Source organism: Streptomyces sp. NPDC045955, assembly GCF_056430805.1.
On the sequence record NZ_JBWKKY010000008.1, the window covers coordinates 108,321 to 123,512 of the forward strand.

Sequence of the window (15,192 nt, forward strand, 5' to 3'; positions counted from 1 at the left end):
CCCTAAGCGCGGGTCGCCCACACGTAACGGTGTTCCGGGCGGCCCGCGTCACCGTACTTCAGGGTCAGCCTGGCCCGTCCCGTGCGCTCCAGGAGCTTCAGATAGCGCTGGGCGGTCTGGCGGCTCACTCCGGTCCGTTCGGCGATCTCCTGGGCGGACAGCGGCCCGCCGGCGTTCATCAGGGACTGACGGACCAGCTCCGCGGTGGTGGGGGAGTGCCCCTTGGGCAGATCCGGCTCGGAGGGGGCCGACAGCGCCCCGAAGATGCGGTCCACCTCCGCCTGTTCCGCCTCCCCGCCGCCGTCGAGGGTGCGGCGCAACTCCGCGTACGCCTCCAGCTTGGCGCGCAGACCGGCGAAGGCGAACGGCTTGACCAGGTACTGCAACGCGCCGTGCCGCATCGCCGCCTGCACGGTGGACACGTCCCTGGCGGCCGTCACCATGATCACGTCGGTCTGGTGGCCGCGACGGCGCATCTCCTGCACGACCGCGAGTCCCGTCTCGTCCGGCAGGTAGTGGTCCATGAGCACCAGGTCGAGCCGGGGCAGCGTCTCCAGCCGGCTCAGCGCCTCCGCGGCGCTGTGGGCCTCGCCCGCGACATGGAAGCCCGGCACCTTCTCGACGTAGGCGGCGTTGACCCGCGCGACCCTCGTGTCGTCGTCCACGACCAGGACCTCGATCATCACGACTCCTCCTTGGCGGTCCGCGGAGCTGACGGCACGGTCAGGGCCGGCTCCGGGCCCGGCTCGGCCAGCGCCTCCGGCAGGACGACGGTGAACTCCGCACCCCCGCCATGAGCATTGCCGACGGTCGCGCTGCCCCCCTGCCGCTCGGCGAGCCTGCGCACCAGGGAGAGCCCGATGCCCCGCTCTCGGTGCGCGGGCGGCTTCTTCGTGGACCATCCCGCGGTGAAGATCAACTCCTGGTGCTCCGGCGGGATTCCCGGGCCCGTGTCGCGCACCCGGAGGATCACCGTACGGCCCTCGGCGCGCAGTTCGACCTCCACGCGCGCGTGCGGCTTGCCCGCGACGGCGTCGAGGGCGTTGTCCACCAGGTTGCCGACGACGGTGACGAGCCCCTGCGGATCGATCAGCCGGTCGGGCAGCCTGGTCCGGTCCGACACCCACAGGGCGACGCCCCGCTCGGCCGCGACGGTCGCCTTGCCGACCAGCAGGGCGGCGAGCAGCGGGTCCGCGATGCGTTCGGTGACCTGTTCCGCGGTGGCCCGGTGGTCACCGACCACTTCGCCGACGAACTCCACGGCGTCGTCGTACATCTCCAGTTCGAGCAGCCCCAGGAGGGTGTGCATACGGTTGGCGTGCTCGTGGTCCTGGGCGCGCAGGGCGTCGATCAGGCCGCGGGTGGAGTCCAGCTCGCGGCCCAGCTGCTCCAGCTCGGTGCGGTCGCGCAGGGTGGCCACGGCGCCGCCGTCGTCGGTGGGCATGCGGTTGGCGACCAGCACCCGCTGGCCCCGCACGGTGAGCAGGTCCGTGCCCGTCACGCGCCCGGCCAGCACGTCGGCCGTACGGCCGGTGCCGAGCGCCTCGTCGGGGGAGCGGCCCACCACCCCGTCCCCGATGCCCAGCAGGCGCTGCGCCTCGTCGTTGACGAGGCGGATCCGACCGCTGCGGTCCAGGGCGACGACGCCTTCCCGGATGCCGTGCAGCATCGCCTCCCGCTCCGACAGCAGTGCCGCGATGTCCGAGAAGGCCAGGTCCCTGGTCTGCCGGTGGACCCGCCGCGAGATGAGCCACGCGGCCAGGGCGCCGACGGCCAGGGCGCCTCCGGCGTACGCGAGCAGCCCCGGGATCGCGTGGATCAGCCGCGCCCGGACGCTGTCGTAGGCGATGCCGACCGAGACTGCGCCGACGACCGTGCCGTCGCTGTCGCGCAGCGGAACCTTGCCGCGGGCGGAGCGGCCGAGGGTGCCGCTGTCGATCTCCATGACCTCCTTGCCGGCCAGGGCCTGGCCGGGGTCGGTCGAGACGATGCCGCCGATCTGCTTCGGGTCGGTGTGCGACCAGCGCACGCCCCGCCAGTCCATCACCACGATGTACTCGGCCTTGGTGGCCTTCCGGATCCGCTCCGCCTCCTGCTGCACCGGACCGTTCGGTGAGGGAGGCGTGTCCCTCACCTCCTCCGCGAGGCCCGGCTGCTGCGCGGTGGTCTGCGCGATGGCGAGCGCGCGGCGCATCGCCTGGTCGTCCAGCTGGTCGCTCAGGGGCGCGAGGAACAGCCCGGTCGCGAGGACCGCGACTCCCGCTGCGATCGCCACCTGCATCAGCAGCACCTGCGAGAACACCCGCCGCGGCAGGCCGAGGCGCCGGCGGCGTGCGGAGGGAGTGGGGCTCATACCCAAGAAGGTACGTGGGGCCGGCTACCTGCCGTAACGGGTGTGGCGTGGATCTCTTGATCAATGCTTGAGGAGACGGCCCGGACCGCGGTCGGCGGACCGGTCAGCCGGCGAGCGCCGTCGTCATCCTCACCTCGCGCACCGCCGCCACGTCCATCCGCGCGGGCGAACCGAGGACCGCCGCTCCACAGCTCTCCGGCCGGGGCGGCAGCGCCGCGCCCTGGGCCACCTCGACCCGCCAGCGGCGACCGTCCGCGTGGGCGACGGTCACCTCCCAGCGCGGGGCGGCGCCGGCCGTCCGTACGACGCTCAGCGCCTCCGCGGCGTATTCGCCCGTCCTGGTGCGCACGGCCAGTTCGGCCGCCTGGCCGGGCCGTTCCCAGGCCGAGCTGCCCCGGCACCCCTCGACGACGATCCGCCCCTCCCGAGCGCCCTGCAGGACCTCTTTGAGGGTGTGCGCCTCGGCCCGGCCGTACGCGTATCCGTACGGCAGCACGAGCGCTGTCGGGGAGAAGCGGTGACCACCCAGATGGGTGACCTCCCAGACGCCCTCGGCCCCGGACGCGGCGAGTTCGGCCGCGAGAGGGCGGCCGAGGAGGGCGCAGCAGCGGTCACGCTTGCCGTTGGTGCAGACGAGGGCGAGCGGATCACCGGCGTCGGGCCGTCCGCCGAGCACCGCGTCGAAGGTGCCGTGGTCGCCCCGGCCGAGTGCGGCGAAGTCGAGATCGAGGAGCTGCCCGGGATCCGAGGTGGTGGCGCCGTGCAGCCACACGTTTCCCGGAACGGTGTGGGCCGCGTACACCTGGCGGGTGGCGGGCATCCGGCGGTCCGCGTGGCGTCCGGGGCGGCGGATGAGCACGATCCGTACGCCCGTGTCCTTGGCGGCCGCTTCCAGGGCGCGGCCCAGCGCGGGGTCCAGGTGGCTCGAAGTGAGCGCCTTGGCACCCCACGGACCGGGCTGTTCCAGCAACAGCCAGGTCCTCGCGGTGGCCGCGGTTCCCGCAACGGGCTCGTCGGAGTCCCGGGAGACGCTTGAGCACGTACTCACAGAGGTGAGCCTAACCTGAGTTGCACCGCGGCTCATTTCGGCCCCGCCCTTGCCTTACTCCGGCAGTGGCTGCGGCGGCTTCGGCCCCGCGTAGAGACCGCTCGGGCGCATGCGCAGCGGGCGCTCGCCGTACTCCTCGAGGGCGTGGGCGACCCAGCCCGCCGTACGGGCCACCGCGAAGATCGTCTCGCCCGCGGTCGGGGGCATGCCGCAGGACGTGGTGAGCACGGCGAGCGCGAGGTCGACGTTGGCGTGCAGCGGGGCGTGGCGGGCGGTGGTCTCGACGATGTCGCGGGCTGCGAGGAGGGCGGGTTCCGCGCGCGGGATCTGCTCCAGGAGGGCGAACAGGGCACGCGCGCGTGGGTCCTCGCCCGGGTAGAGCCGGTGGCCGAGCCCCGGGATACGGCGGCCCGCGCGCAGTTCGTCCGCGATCACCGGTGCCGCGTCGCCCTGGTCGAGCACGTCCTGGAGCAGCCGGTGCGCGAGCCCGCTGGCCGCGCCGTGCAGCGGGCCCTCGATCACCCCGAGTCCGGCGGAGACCGCCGCATAGGCGTGGGCACGGGCCGACGCGGCGACGCGCACCGCGAGGGTGGAGGCGGCCAGGTCGTGGTCGACGAGGAGGGCGAGCGCGGTGTCCAGGGCACGCAGGGACGCCTCGTCGGGGTCCTTCTGCGCTGACAGCCTGGTCCACAGGCGGTGGGCCAGGGGGCCTTCGTCACGGCGGTCGTGCGACGCCGGGGGCAGGGCGGCGACCAGCGTGGGGATGAGGGTGCGCGCGGTGCCGAGCACGGCGTCCTCGGACAGGTCGAAGCGCAGGGGGTCGGCGGTCGCGGCGGCGATCGTCGCGACGCGCAGCAGGTCGGTGGGCGCGGCGTGTTCGGGCAGCGCGTCGACGGCGCGGCGGGCCACGGCGACCGAGGAGGCCGGCGCGGTGAAGGTGCTGCCCGGCCGCATCCGGCCGGTCCACAGCCACTCGGCGACCTCCTCGTAGGTGTGCCGCGTGGCCAGGTCGACCGCGTCGACACCGCGGTAGTAGTAGCGGTCGGTCTCGATGAGTGTGATGCGGGTCCGTACGGACAACTCGCCGACGGAGGGGGAACTCCCCGCGCTCTCCCGCCTGTTGCGCCGGGCGAGTGCCTCGACCTCCCTGGCGTCGAAGGTGCTGCCCCGGCCGCCGGCCACCCGCCGGCTGCTGAGCTGACCGCGGCTCACGTACGCGTACACGGTCTCCGGCTTCACGCCGAGCAACTCGGCGGCCTCCTTGGTGCTCAGCCGCCGTTCCGCGTCGAGGGGGGCGGGTTCTTGATCGCGCATGGGGGTCACCGTATCCGCCTAGCGGCCCATTGACTGATATGTTGACTCAATCAATATTGACATAACTCAAGTCAACCATGGACAGTCGAATCAAGTCCAGGGAGGAAGACATGTCCGTCAACAGGTCCGCAACCGCTCTCATCGACGCACCGCGGGGACTCGCCGGTGTCGTCGTCACCGACACCCGGATCGGTGACGTCCGTGGCGTCGAGGGCTTCTACCACTACCGGCAGTACTCCGCCGTCGACCTCGCGCGGACCCGCGCCTTCGAGGACGTCTGGCATCTCCTCGTGCACGGTGAGCTGCCGGACGCCGGGCAGAGCGCCGCCTTCACGGCGCGGACCGCGGCGCTGCGGCGGCTGCCCGACGAGGTCCGCGCGGCCCTGCCGGCCATCGCGACGGCCGGCGGGCGCTCCGGCCCGCTCGCCGGGATGCGCACGGCGCTGTCGCTGCTGGGGGCGGCCAAGGGCTTCCGGCCCGTCTACGACATCGATGCCGACCGGCGCAGGCAGGACACCATCGAGGCGACCGCGGCCGTACCCACACTGCTCACCGCGCTGCACCGGCTGGGCAAAGGGCTCGAGCCGGTGGAGCCGCGCGAGGACCTGTCGTACGCGGCCAATTACCTGTACATGTTGACCGGTTCGGTGCCGACGGAGCGGCACGCACGGGCGGTCGAGCAATACCTGATCTCAACCATTGATCACGGATTCAATGCATCAACCTTCACGGCTCGGGTCATCGCCTCGACGGGTGCGGACGTGGCGGCGTGCCTCGCCGGTGCGGTGGCGGCCCTGTCGGGGCCGTTGCACGGGGGAGCGCCCAGTCGCGCGCTGGACACCCTGGACGCGATCGGCACCCCGGACCGCATCGACTCCTGGGTGCGGCAGCGGGTGCTCGCCGGTGAGCGCATCATGGGCTTCGGACACGCGATCTACCGCACGGAGGACCCCAGGTCGAGGATGCTGCGCGAGGTCGCCCAGGGGTTCGGCGGCCCGCGGGTGGACTTCGCCGTGGAGGTCGAACGGCACGTCGAGGCGATCCTGACGGAGCTGAAGCCCGGCCGTGAACTCCACACCAACGTCGAGTACTACGCGGGCGTGGTCATGGAACTCTGCGGCCTGCCGCGCGAGATGTTCACACCGACGTTCGCCGCCGCGCGCGTGGTGGGCTGGAGCGCCAACATTCTGGAACAGGCCGAGGATGCAAAGATCATCAGGCCGGTGGCGCGCTACGTGGGGCCGGCTCCGCAAGTGAGTGGGGACGTCTGAGTGCCTGCCGCACGTCACGGTGGATTGCGTGTTCCGCGCGTCTGGGCTTCGGGGAAGGCCTGCTCGAAGATCCGAAAGAGCCGACCCTCGTGACTGTCCGGTGAAAGGCCCTCCTTCGCGTCACGGGAAGCCTCCCAGTAGCGGTGGAACAAGGGGCTCTGGAGAAGAGTGCGAGCGTACTCGAGCAACTCCTCGCCGTGCCCAACATCTGCCCTGCGCAGGCCGCTGACAACCGATCACCTCACCGGGATCACGACGGCTCGTATCCTGGAGCGGCATCCCATCCTCATACGTGTGCCGGGAACGCGAGCCGGTGCACGCGTCGGCGTGAGAGAGGTCGCACGGTGAGCCTGCCGAGCCCGGAACCGCAGCAGATCCCGGTCGTCGTCCTGGCCGGATTCCTCGGCTCGGGGAAGACCACACTGCTCAACCACCTCCTCCACCGCAGCGGCGGCAGCCGTATCGGCGCCATCGTCAACGACTTCGGGGCCATCGAGATCGACGCGATGGCCGTGGCGGGAGCGCTCGGCGACTCGACGGTCTCGCTCGGCAACGGCTGTCTGTGCTGTGCCGTCGACGCGAGCGAACTCGACCAGTACCTGGAACGGCTGGCGGAACCCGCCCTCGGCATCGATGTCATCGTCATCGAGGCGAGCGGGCTGGCCGAGCCGCAGGAACTCGTGCGGATGGTGCTCGCCAGCGAGCATCCGGGGATCGTGTACGGCGGACTGGTCGAGGTCGTGGACGCCGCCGAGTTCGACGACACCCGGTCCAGGCACCCGGAGATCGACCGGCATCTCGCGCTGGCCGATCTCGTCGTGGTCAACAAGCTCGACCGGGCGGCGGACAGCGAACGCGTCCTCGGACTGGTCCGCTCCCTCGTCGACCGCGCCGCCGTCGTCCCGGCCTCCTACGGCCGGATCGACCCCGAGTTCCTCTTCGACTGCCGGCCGAGCGAGGAACGCGTCGGGCAGCTGTCCTTCGACGACCTGCACGAGCACGGCGCGGACAACCACGCCGAGCACCTGCACAGCGCCTACGACAGCCTGTCGTTCGTCTCGGAGGAGCCCCTCGACCCGCGCCGGCTCATGGAGTTCCTCGACAGCCGTCCCGAGGGGCTGTACCGGATCAAGGGCTATATCGACTTCGGGCCCTACGACGTCCACAACCGCTACGCCGTCCATGCCGTCGGTCGGTTCCTGCGCTTCTACCCGGAGCCCTGGCCGGCCGGTGGCGGACGCCTCACCCAGCTGGTCCTCATCGGCTCCGGCATCGACGCCCCCGCCCTCGACAAGGAACTCGGCGCGTGCAGGAGCGACGCCCCACACGCCGACGAGCGCGGCATGTGGGGCGTCCTCAGGTACGTACCGAACCCGGAGGAGGACCCGGCAGAGGCGGAACCTGCCTGAGCCCGCCGCCGGAGCGCCCTAGACGGGCCCCGCCACCACGGCCACCGTCTTCGCCAGGGACACACCCGAGCCGTCACGCCGCGGGTCCATCTCCGGGAGGTCGGCCGGGGTGCCGTTCTTCTGCGCGGCGAGCGCCGGGGCCGGGCCCGCCCAGGCCAGGGACAGGCAGTCCTCGCCCTTCAGGAACCGCTGGCAGCGGACACCGCCGGTGGCGCGGCCCTTGCGCGGGTACTGGTCGAACGGGGTCATCTTGGCCGTCGTCTGCACGGAGTCGTCCAGCGTGCCCCGCGAGCCGGCGACGGTGAAGACCACGGCGTCGACGGCCGGGTCCACCGCCGTGAAGGAGATGACCTTCGCGCCCTCGGAGAGTTTGATGCCGGCCACACCGCCGGCCGGGCGGCCCTGCGGGCGGACCTGGGACGCCTGGAAGCGCAGCAACTGGGCGTCGTCGGTGATGAAGACCAGGTCCTCCTCGCCGGTGCGCAGCTCGACCGCGCCGACGATCCGGTCGCCCTCCTTGAGGGTGATCACCTCGAGCTCTTCCTTGTTGGCCGGGTAGTCCGGCACCACGCGCTTGACGACGCCCTGCGCCGTGCCGAGCGCCAGGCCGGGCGACGACTCGTCGAGCGTCGTCAGGCAGACCACCGTCTCGTCGTCCTCCAGGGAGACGAACTCCGCCAGCGGGGCACCTCCCGCGAGGTTCGGCGCCGGCATCGACTCCGGGAGCTGGGGCAGGTCGATCACGTTCAGCCGCAGCAGCCGGCCCGCCGAGGTGACCGCCCCCACCTCGCCCCGGGCGGTGGCCGGCACCGCCGAGACGATCACGTCGTGCTTGACGCGCTTGGCGCCGGCGTCCTCCGGGAACGGCTCGCCGTTCGCCGTGCGGGCCAGCAGCCCCGTCGAGGACAGCAGCACCCGGCACGGGTCGTCGGCCACCTGGAGCGGCACCGTGGCGACCGGGGCGCCACCCGACTCCAGCAGGACGGTCCGCCGATCGGTGCCGAACTTCTTGGCGACCGTGGCAAGTTCGCTGGAGACGAGCTTGCGCAGCTCCGTGTCCGAGTCGAGGATCCGGGTCAGTTCCTCGATCTCCGCGTTGAGCCGGTCCTTCTCGGTCTCCAGCTCGATGCGGTCGTACTTGGTGAGGCGGCGCAGCGGCGTGTCGAGGATGTACTGCGTCTGCACCTCGCTCAGCGAGAACTGCTCCATCAGGCGCTGTTTCGCCTGAGCGGAGTTCTCGCTGGAGCGGATGAGGCGGATGACCTCGTCGATGTCCAGCAGGGCCGTCAGCAGACCCTCGACCAGGTGCAGCCGGTCGCGCTTCTTGGTGCGGCGGAACTCCGAACGCCGCCGCACGACCGTGAAGCGGTGGTCGAGATAGACCTCCAGCAGCTCCTTCAGACCCAGCGTGAGCGGCTGGCCGTCGACCAGGGCGACGTTGTTGATGCCGAAGGACTCCTCCATCGGCGTCAACTTGTACAGCTGCTCCAGGACCGCCTCCGGCACGAAGCCGTTCTTGATCTCGATGACCAGGCGCAGACCGTGCTCGCGGTCGGTGAGGTCCTTGACGTCGGCGATGCCCTGGAGCTTCTTCGAGCCCACCAGGTCCTTGATCTTGGCGATCACCTTCTCCGGGCCGACCGTGAAGGGCAGCTCGGTGACCACGAGGCCCTTGCGGCGGGCCGTCACGGCCTCCACGGCCACCGTGGCGCGCATCTTGAACGAGCCGCGGCCGGTCTCGTAGGCGTCGCGGATGCCGGACAGGCCGACGATGCGGCCGCCGGTGGGCAGGTCGGGGCCCGGCACGTGCTTCATCAGGGCGTCGAGATCGGCGTTCGGGTACCTGATCAGGTGGCGGGCGGCGGCGATCACCTCGCGCAGGTTGTGCGGCGGCATGTTCGTGGCCATACCGACCGCGATGCCCGAGGCGCCGTTGACCAGGAGGTTCGGGAAGGCGGCGGGCAGCGCCACCGGTTCCCGCTCCTGGCCGTCGTAGTTCGGGTTGAAGTCGACGGTGTCCTCATCGATGGACTCCGTCATGAGGCTCGTCGCCTCGGCCATCCGGCACTCGGTGTACCGCATGGCGGCCGGCGGGTCGTCGTTGCCCAGCGAGCCGAAGTTGCCGTGGCCGTCGACCAGGGGGACACGCATCGAGAAGGGCTGCGCCATGCGCACGAGCGCGTCGTAGATCGACGCGTCGCCGTGCGGGTGCAGCTTGCCCATCACCTCGCCGACGACGCGGGCACACTTGACGTACCCGCGCTCGGGGCGCAGGCCCATCTCGTTCATCTGATAGACGATGCGGCGGTGCACCGGCTTGAGACCGTCGCGCGCGTCGGGCAGGGCGCGGGAGTAGATGACCGAGTACGCGTACTCGAGGAAGGAGCCCTGCATCTCGTCGACGACGTCGATGTCGAGGATTCTCTCCTCGTACGAGTCGTCGGGCGGCGGGGTCTTCGTGCTGCGGCGGGCCATCGCTGCCGGCTCCTTGCTGAAGCGTTGAACGAGATCTGACGCCGACCATTGTGGACCGCCGCACTGACAACCGGGACCAGGACCCGGTCTACGGCCTCCCCGGCAGGGTTCGTACCCGGGGCAAGGGCGCCTCTCGCCGGGCCCGGGCGGCGGACCGGACGCTGCCGGGAGGACTGCCGCGGGCCGCCCGGCCGGGCCCGGCGGCTCCGGGGTCTTCCGGCCCGGTCGGGCCGGCGACTCCGGCGTCTTCCGCCGGTCTTTTCCCGGCCCCGGGCCCGGCCCGCCGTGACCACCGCGCACCGCCCCGGCCGCTTCCCTCTCACGCTCTCCGCGTACGCCCCCCGGGAACTTCACCAGGGCCCCGCACGCTTGCATACAGTGGCAGGACTCGCCAGGAAAACCGCGGTTCGAGCGACCGCGCCGCGATCGAAGGGACGTACATGCCCATGGGTCACACGGCCACAGCCCAGGCAGGCTCCGGGGGCCTGACAGCGACCGAGCACCGCCTGGCCAACGGCCTGCGCGTGGTGCTCTCCGAGGACCACCTGACCCCGGTCGCGGCGGTATGCCTCTGGTACGACGTCGGCTCGCGCCACGAAGTCAAGGGGCGTACCGGCCTGGCTCACCTCTTCGAGCACCTGATGTTCCAGGGTTCCGCCCAGGTCAAGGGCAACGGCCACTTCGAGCTCGTCCAGGGCGCGGGCGGCTCGCTGAACGGCACCACCAGCTTCGAGCGGACCAACTACTTCGAGACGATGCCCGCCCATCAGCTGGAGCTCGCCCTCTGGCTGGAGGCCGACCGCATGGGCTCCCTGCTGGCCGCGCTCGACGACGAGTCGATGGAGAACCAGCGGGACGTCGTCAAGAACGAGCGCCGACAGCGCTACGACAACGTCCCCTACGGCACCGCCTTCGAGAAGCTGACCGCCCTCGCCTACCCGGAGGGCCACCCCTACCACCACACCCCGATCGGCTCGATGGCCGACCTGGACGCGGCCACCCTGGAGGACGCCCGAGCGTTCTTCCGCACCTACTACGCGCCGAACAACGCCGTGCTCTCCGTCGTCGGCGACATCGACCCGGAGCAGACCCTGGCCTGGATCGAGAAGTACTTCGGCTCCATCCCCGGCCACGACGGCAAGCCCGCGCCGCGGGACGGCGAGCTGCCGGAGATCATCGGCGAGCAGCTGCGCGAGGTCGTCGAGGAGGAGGTCCCGGCGCGCGCCCTGATGGCCGCCTACCGGCTGCCGCACGACGGCACGCGCGCGTGCGACGCGGCCGACCTGGCCCTCACCGTCCTCGGCGGCGGCGAGTCCTCCCGCCTGTACAACCGCCTCGTGCGGCGGGACCGTACGGCCGTGGCGGCCGGCTTCGGCCTGCTGCGGCTCGCCGGGGCGCCCTCTCTGGGGTGGCTGGACGTGAAGACGTCCGGTGACGTGGAGGTCCCGGTCATCGAGTCCGCCATCGACGAGGAGCTCGCCCGGTTCGCCGAGGAGGGCCCCACGGCCGAGGAGATGGAGCGCGCCCAGGCCCAGCTGGAGCGCGAGTGGCTGGACCGGCTGGGCACGGTCGCCGGCCGCGCCGACGAACTGTGCCGGTACGCCGTCCTGTTCGGCGACCCGCAGCTCGCCCTGACCGCCGTGCAGCGCGTGCTGGAGGTGACGGCAGAGGAGGTCCAGGAGGTCGCCAAGGCCCGCCTGCGGCCCGACAACCGCGCGGTGCTCGTCTACGAGCCCGTCGCCGGCGAGACGGGCGACGCGGAGACCGCCGAGGACGCCGACACCACCGAGGACACCGCAGCCGCGGCCCTGAACGAGAACGAGGAGGCGGCCAAGTGACCGAGCTCGCCACGATGGACTTCCACCCCCAGCCGCAGGCGGGCGAGGCCAAGCCGTGGGCCTTCCCGGCCCCCGAGCGCGGCACGCTCGGCAACGGCCTGACGGTCCTGCGCTGCCACCGCCCCGGCCAGCAGGTCGTCGCCGTGGAGGTGCTGCTGGACGCCCCCCTGGACGCCGAGCCGGCCGGCCTCGACGGCGTGGCCACGATCATGGCCCGGGCCTTCTCCGAGGGCACCGACAAGCACTCCGCCGAGGACTTCGCCGCCGAGCTGGAGCGCGCCGGTGCCACCCTCGACGCGCACGCCGACCACCCCGGCGTCCGGCTCAGCCTGGAGGTGCCGGCCTCCCGGCTCGCCAAGGGACTCGGCCTGGTCGCCGACGCCCTGAGGGCCCCCGCGTTCGCGGACAGCGAGGTCGAGCGGCTGGTCCGCAACCGCCTCGACGAGATCCCGCACGAGCTGGCCAACCCCGCCCGCCGTGCCGCCAAGGAGCTCTCCAAGGAGCTGTTCCCGGCGGACTCGCGCATGTCGCGGCCCCGACAGGGCACCGAGGAGACGGTCGCGGCGATCGACTCCGCGGCCGTACGCGCCTTCTACGAGAGGCACGTCAGGCCCGCCACGGCCACGGTCGTGGTCGTCGGCGACCTCACCGGCATCGACCTCGACGTCCTGCTCGGCGACACGCTGGGTGCCTGGACCGGCTCCGCGGCCGAGCCGCGCCCGGTGCCGCCGGTGACCGCCGACGACACGGGCCGTGTCGTCATCGTGGACCGCCCCGGCGCCGTCCAGACGCAGCTGCTGATCGGCCGCATCGGCCCGGACCGGCACGACCGCGTGTGGCCCGCGCAGGTGCTCGGCACGTACTGCCTCGGCGGCACCCTCACCTCCCGCCTGGACCGCGTGCTGCGCGAGGAGAAGGGTTACACCTACGGGGTACGGGCGTTCGGCCAGGTCCTCAGGTCCGCCCCGGACGGGACCGGTGCCGCGATGCTCGCCATCAGCGGCTCCGTGGACACGCCCAACACCGGCCCTGCCCTCCAGGACCTCTGGACGGTGCTGCGCACGCTCGCCGCCGAGGGGCTGACCGACGCGGAGCGGGACGTCGCCGTGCAGAACCTGGTCGGCGTGGCGCCGCTGAAGTACGAGACGGCGGCGGCCGTCGCGAGCACGCTGGCCGACCAGGTCGAACAGCACCTGCCCGACGACTTCCAGGCCACGCTGTACCGGCAGCTCGCCGCGACCGGCACCGTGGAGGCCACCGCGGCGGCCGTCAGCGCCTTCCCGGTGGACCGACTGGTGACCGTGCTCGTCGGTGACGCGGCGCAGATCAAGGGCCCGGTCGAGGCCCTGGGCATCGGTGAAGTCTCGGTCGTCGCCGCCGAGTAGGAGCACGCGCGCAGGGGCCCTGGTTGTCTTCTAAGGCACCAGGGCTCCTTTATGCCCGAATTGGTGCGGAGGTTGCCTGTCTGCCCTGTGGGATGCGCTACAAAAACCGGGATCCGTTTGGGAATTGAAAGTGGCCCCGCTTAGGTTCGTCCGGGCTGTTCGTCAGGCAGTGCGCCGCACCCGCGGCACCGGACAGTCATCGCCGAGTCCCCGTACGGCGCGAGCCAGGGGAGCCGGGGACCCACCGCAGTCCCTGGGGTGAATCGGACGCCCGCGCGAGCCGCGAGGGGGTCCGTAGGAGACCTTCCTGCTCCGAACCCGTCAGCTAACCCGGTAGGCGAGAAGGAAGGAAAGGACCAGGCACTCCATGGCGTTCACCCGCGCCACCGGGAAGCATCGTCGTCCCAGCCGGATGCAGCGCGGCACGGCCCGCGCGGCGGGCGTCGCGGCCCTCGCCACCACCGGTGTCATCGGCACCGTGGCCGCCCCGGCCTTCGCCGCCGAGCCCGCCGTCGAGCAGACCGGCCTCACCCCCGTCGTCACCATGGGTGACACCGTTGCCCAGCAGATCGACGCCCAGGCCGCCGCCCAGAAGCAGGCCGCCGAGGAAGCCGCCGCCAAGAAGAAGGCCGAGGAGGCCGCCCGTGAGCGGGCCGCCGAGGCGGCCAAGGAGGCCAAGGAAGCCGCCGAGAAGGCCCGCGAGGCCAAGGAACGCGCCGCCCGCGAGGCCGAGCGCAAGCGCCTCAACACCTTCGTGCCCCCGATCTCCGGCTCGTACGTCTCCACCGGCTACCAGGCCAGCAGCGGCCTGTGGTCCTCCGGCAGCCACACCGGCATCGACTTCCACGCCGCCAACGGCACCTCCGTCCACGCGGTCGGCATGGGAGAGGTCGTCGAGGCCGGCTGGGGCGGCTCCTACGGCAACCAGATCGTGATCAAGATGAACGACGGCACGTACACCCAGTACGGCCACCTGTCGTCCATCGGCGTCTCGGTGGGCCAGAAGGTCACCCCCGGCCAGCAGATCGGCCTGTCCGGCGCGACCGGCAACGTCACCGGCCCGCACCTGCACTTCGAGGCCCGTACGAGCCCCGAGTACGGCTCCGACATCGACCCGGTCGCCTACCTCCGCTCGCACGGCGTGAGCGTCTGACGGCGTACCACTCCGCTTCCCGAGGCCCCGGCTCCCCGAGCCGGGGCTTTCTGCGTTTGTGACGCCCGGCTGTCCAAAAAATATCCCTGGATTCCGGTCTGCCGTCGGAAATTCCGGCTCATTGCAATAGAGTCACGGAACACGTGTCACTAGTCGACGTTTCACGGGGATTAAACGGAGGTCGGTCATGCGCATTCCGGCGCACTCGGTGTGCACGGCCATCCGGGACGACATCGTCGCGGGTGTCTACGAACGCGGCGGCCGGCTGACCGAGGAACTCCTCGCCCGCCGCTACGGTGTCTCGCGCGTCCCGGTCCGGGAGGCCCTGCGCACCCTGGAGGCCGAGGGCTTCGTGGTGACCCGGCGGCACGCGGGCGCGTGCGTCGCCGAACCCACCGAGCAGGAGGCGGCCGACCTGCTGGAGATGCGGCTGCTGCTGGAGCCGCTCGGCGCGGCCCGCGCCGCCCAGCGCCGCACCGAGGCCCATCTGAAGGTCCTGCGCGGCCTGGTCCGGCTCGGCCAGGAGCGCGCTCGCCGGGGCCACAGCGACGACCTGCGCTCCTTGGGCGGCTGGTTCCACGAGACGCTCGCACAGGCCTCCGGCAGCCCCGCGCTGACCTCGATGCTGACCCAGCTCCGTCACAAGATCGCCTGGATGTACACCGTCGAGGCGTCGGTCGGGCCCGTGGAGTCCTGGGCCGAGCACGGCGCGATCGTGGACGCGGTGGCGCGCGGGGACAGCGAGCGCGCGCGGGCGGTCACGGCGCTGCACACCGAGCGCGCGACGGCCGCGCACCGGCTGCGTTTCGGCTCCCCCGGGGAGCGGGCGGAGCGTGTGAGGAACTCGCAACATCCCGTAAACACGGCGAGCCTGCGGCATTAACACGAGAGCCGTATACAAAGAGCAGGTAATTCGCGGGGGATTATTTCTGCTGCCCGGGAACGG

General features: G+C 71.8%; 12 protein-coding genes and 1 riboswitch. Of the genes, 6 read left to right on the forward strand and 6 right to left on the reverse strand.

The window, feature by feature from the left end; all coding sequences use genetic code 11:
- Nucleotides 1-2: 2 nt before the first annotated feature.
- From AC07F0_RS18370 to AC07F0_RS18385, 4 genes are all read right to left on the reverse strand, one after another.
- The gene (locus AC07F0_RS18370) at nt 3-683 is read right to left on the reverse strand and encodes a response regulator (RefSeq protein ID WP_478980444.1); all 681 of its coding nucleotides are present in this window, start codon (nt 681-683) and stop codon (nt 3-5) included.
- Nucleotides 683-2,353, reverse strand: coding sequence for a sensor histidine kinase (locus AC07F0_RS18375; RefSeq protein WP_478980041.1), 1,671 nt, complete (start codon nt 2,351-2,353; stop codon nt 683-685). Before AC07F0_RS18375 ends, AC07F0_RS18370 begins: the two co-directional genes overlap by 1 nt.
- 103 nt (nt 2,354-2,456) lie before the next feature.
- Nucleotides 2,457-3,401, reverse strand: coding sequence for a sucrase ferredoxin (locus AC07F0_RS18380; RefSeq protein ID WP_478980043.1), 945 nt, complete (start codon nt 3,399-3,401; stop codon nt 2,457-2,459).
- Nucleotides 3,402-3,455: 54 nt separating this feature from the next.
- Complete coding sequence (locus AC07F0_RS18385) at nt 3,456-4,715, reverse strand: citrate synthase (RefSeq protein WP_478980045.1); 1,260 nt, start codon at nt 4,713-4,715, stop codon at nt 3,456-3,458.
- 110 nt (nt 4,716-4,825) lie between these two features.
- Here AC07F0_RS18385 and AC07F0_RS18390 point away from each other — a divergent pair, with 110 nt between their 5' ends.
- On the forward strand, nt 4,826-5,986 hold the full coding sequence (locus tag AC07F0_RS18390) for a citrate synthase/methylcitrate synthase (RefSeq protein ID WP_436729205.1): 1,161 nt from the start codon (nt 4,826-4,828) through the stop codon (nt 5,984-5,986).
- Between the two features lie 14 nt (nt 5,987-6,000).
- Here AC07F0_RS18390 and AC07F0_RS18395 read toward each other — a convergent pair whose 3' ends face one another.
- A complete protein-coding gene (locus tag AC07F0_RS18395; RefSeq protein ID WP_478980047.1) occupies nt 6,001-6,174 on the reverse strand; it encodes a DUF6082 family protein in 174 nt (57 codons plus the stop codon).
- Nucleotides 6,175-6,330: 156 nt separating this feature from the next.
- Here AC07F0_RS18395 and AC07F0_RS18400 point away from each other — a divergent pair, with 156 nt between their 5' ends.
- The gene (locus AC07F0_RS18400; RefSeq protein WP_478980049.1) at nt 6,331-7,395 is read left to right on the forward strand and encodes a CobW family GTP-binding protein; all 1,065 of its coding nucleotides are present in this window, start codon (nt 6,331-6,333) and stop codon (nt 7,393-7,395) included.
- 18 nt (nt 7,396-7,413) lie between these two features.
- Here AC07F0_RS18400 and AC07F0_RS18405 read toward each other — a convergent pair whose 3' ends face one another.
- Complete coding sequence (locus AC07F0_RS18405; RefSeq protein WP_436729202.1) at nt 7,414-9,870, reverse strand: DNA gyrase/topoisomerase IV subunit A; 2,457 nt, start codon at nt 9,868-9,870, stop codon at nt 7,414-7,416.
- 440 nt (nt 9,871-10,310) lie between these two features.
- Between AC07F0_RS18405 and AC07F0_RS18410 the strand changes: the two genes are divergently transcribed.
- The 4 genes from AC07F0_RS18410 to AC07F0_RS18425 all read left to right on the forward strand — a co-directional run bounded on the left by AC07F0_RS18410 (nt 10,311) and on the right by AC07F0_RS18425 (nt 15,129).
- Nucleotides 10,311-11,708, forward strand: a complete 1,398-nt coding sequence (locus AC07F0_RS18410; protein ID WP_478980051.1) for a M16 family metallopeptidase — start codon at nt 10,311-10,313, stop codon at nt 11,706-11,708.
- Nucleotides 11,705-13,093, forward strand: coding sequence for a M16 family metallopeptidase (locus tag AC07F0_RS18415; protein ID WP_436729200.1), 1,389 nt, complete (start codon nt 11,705-11,707; stop codon nt 13,091-13,093). Before AC07F0_RS18410 ends, AC07F0_RS18415 begins: the two co-directional genes overlap by 4 nt.
- 190 nt (nt 13,094-13,283) lie before the next feature.
- A riboswitch (cyclic di-AMP (ydaO/yuaA leader) is annotated at nt 13,284-13,447 on the forward strand.
- A gap of 13 nt (nt 13,448-13,460) precedes the next feature.
- Nucleotides 13,461-14,246, forward strand: a complete 786-nt coding sequence (locus tag AC07F0_RS18420; RefSeq protein ID WP_436729199.1) for a M23 family metallopeptidase — start codon at nt 13,461-13,463, stop codon at nt 14,244-14,246.
- A 187-nt stretch (nt 14,247-14,433) separates the two neighbouring features.
- Nucleotides 14,434-15,129: a GntR family transcriptional regulator gene (locus AC07F0_RS18425; protein ID WP_478980053.1), complete on the forward strand. Its 696-nt coding sequence runs from the start codon at nt 14,434-14,436 to the stop codon at nt 15,127-15,129.
- Nucleotides 15,130-15,192: the final 63 nt, after the last annotated feature.

Coding starts and splice junctions, on each gene's coding strand:
- AC07F0_RS18370 (WP_478980444.1), bottom strand. CDS start 683: ATGATCGAGGTCCTGGTCGTGGACGACGACACGAGGGTCGCGCGGGTC.
- AC07F0_RS18375 (WP_478980041.1), bottom strand. CDS start 2,353: ATGAGCCCCACTCCCTCCGCACGCCGCCGGCGCCTCGGCCTGCCGCGG.
- AC07F0_RS18385 (WP_478980045.1), bottom strand. CDS start 4,715: ATGCGCGATCAAGAACCCGCCCCCCTCGACGCGGAACGGCGGCTGAGC.
- AC07F0_RS18390 (WP_436729205.1), top strand. CDS start 4,826: ATGTCCGTCAACAGGTCCGCAACCGCTCTCATCGACGCACCGCGGGGA.
- AC07F0_RS18405 (WP_436729202.1), bottom strand. CDS start 9,870: ATGGCCCGCCGCAGCACGAAGACCCCGCCGCCCGACGACTCGTACGAG.
- AC07F0_RS18410 (WP_478980051.1), top strand. CDS start 10,311: ATGCCCATGGGTCACACGGCCACAGCCCAGGCAGGCTCCGGGGGCCTG.
- AC07F0_RS18420 (WP_436729199.1), top strand. CDS start 13,461: ATGGCGTTCACCCGCGCCACCGGGAAGCATCGTCGTCCCAGCCGGATG.
- AC07F0_RS18425 (WP_478980053.1), top strand. CDS start 14,434: ATGCGCATTCCGGCGCACTCGGTGTGCACGGCCATCCGGGACGACATC.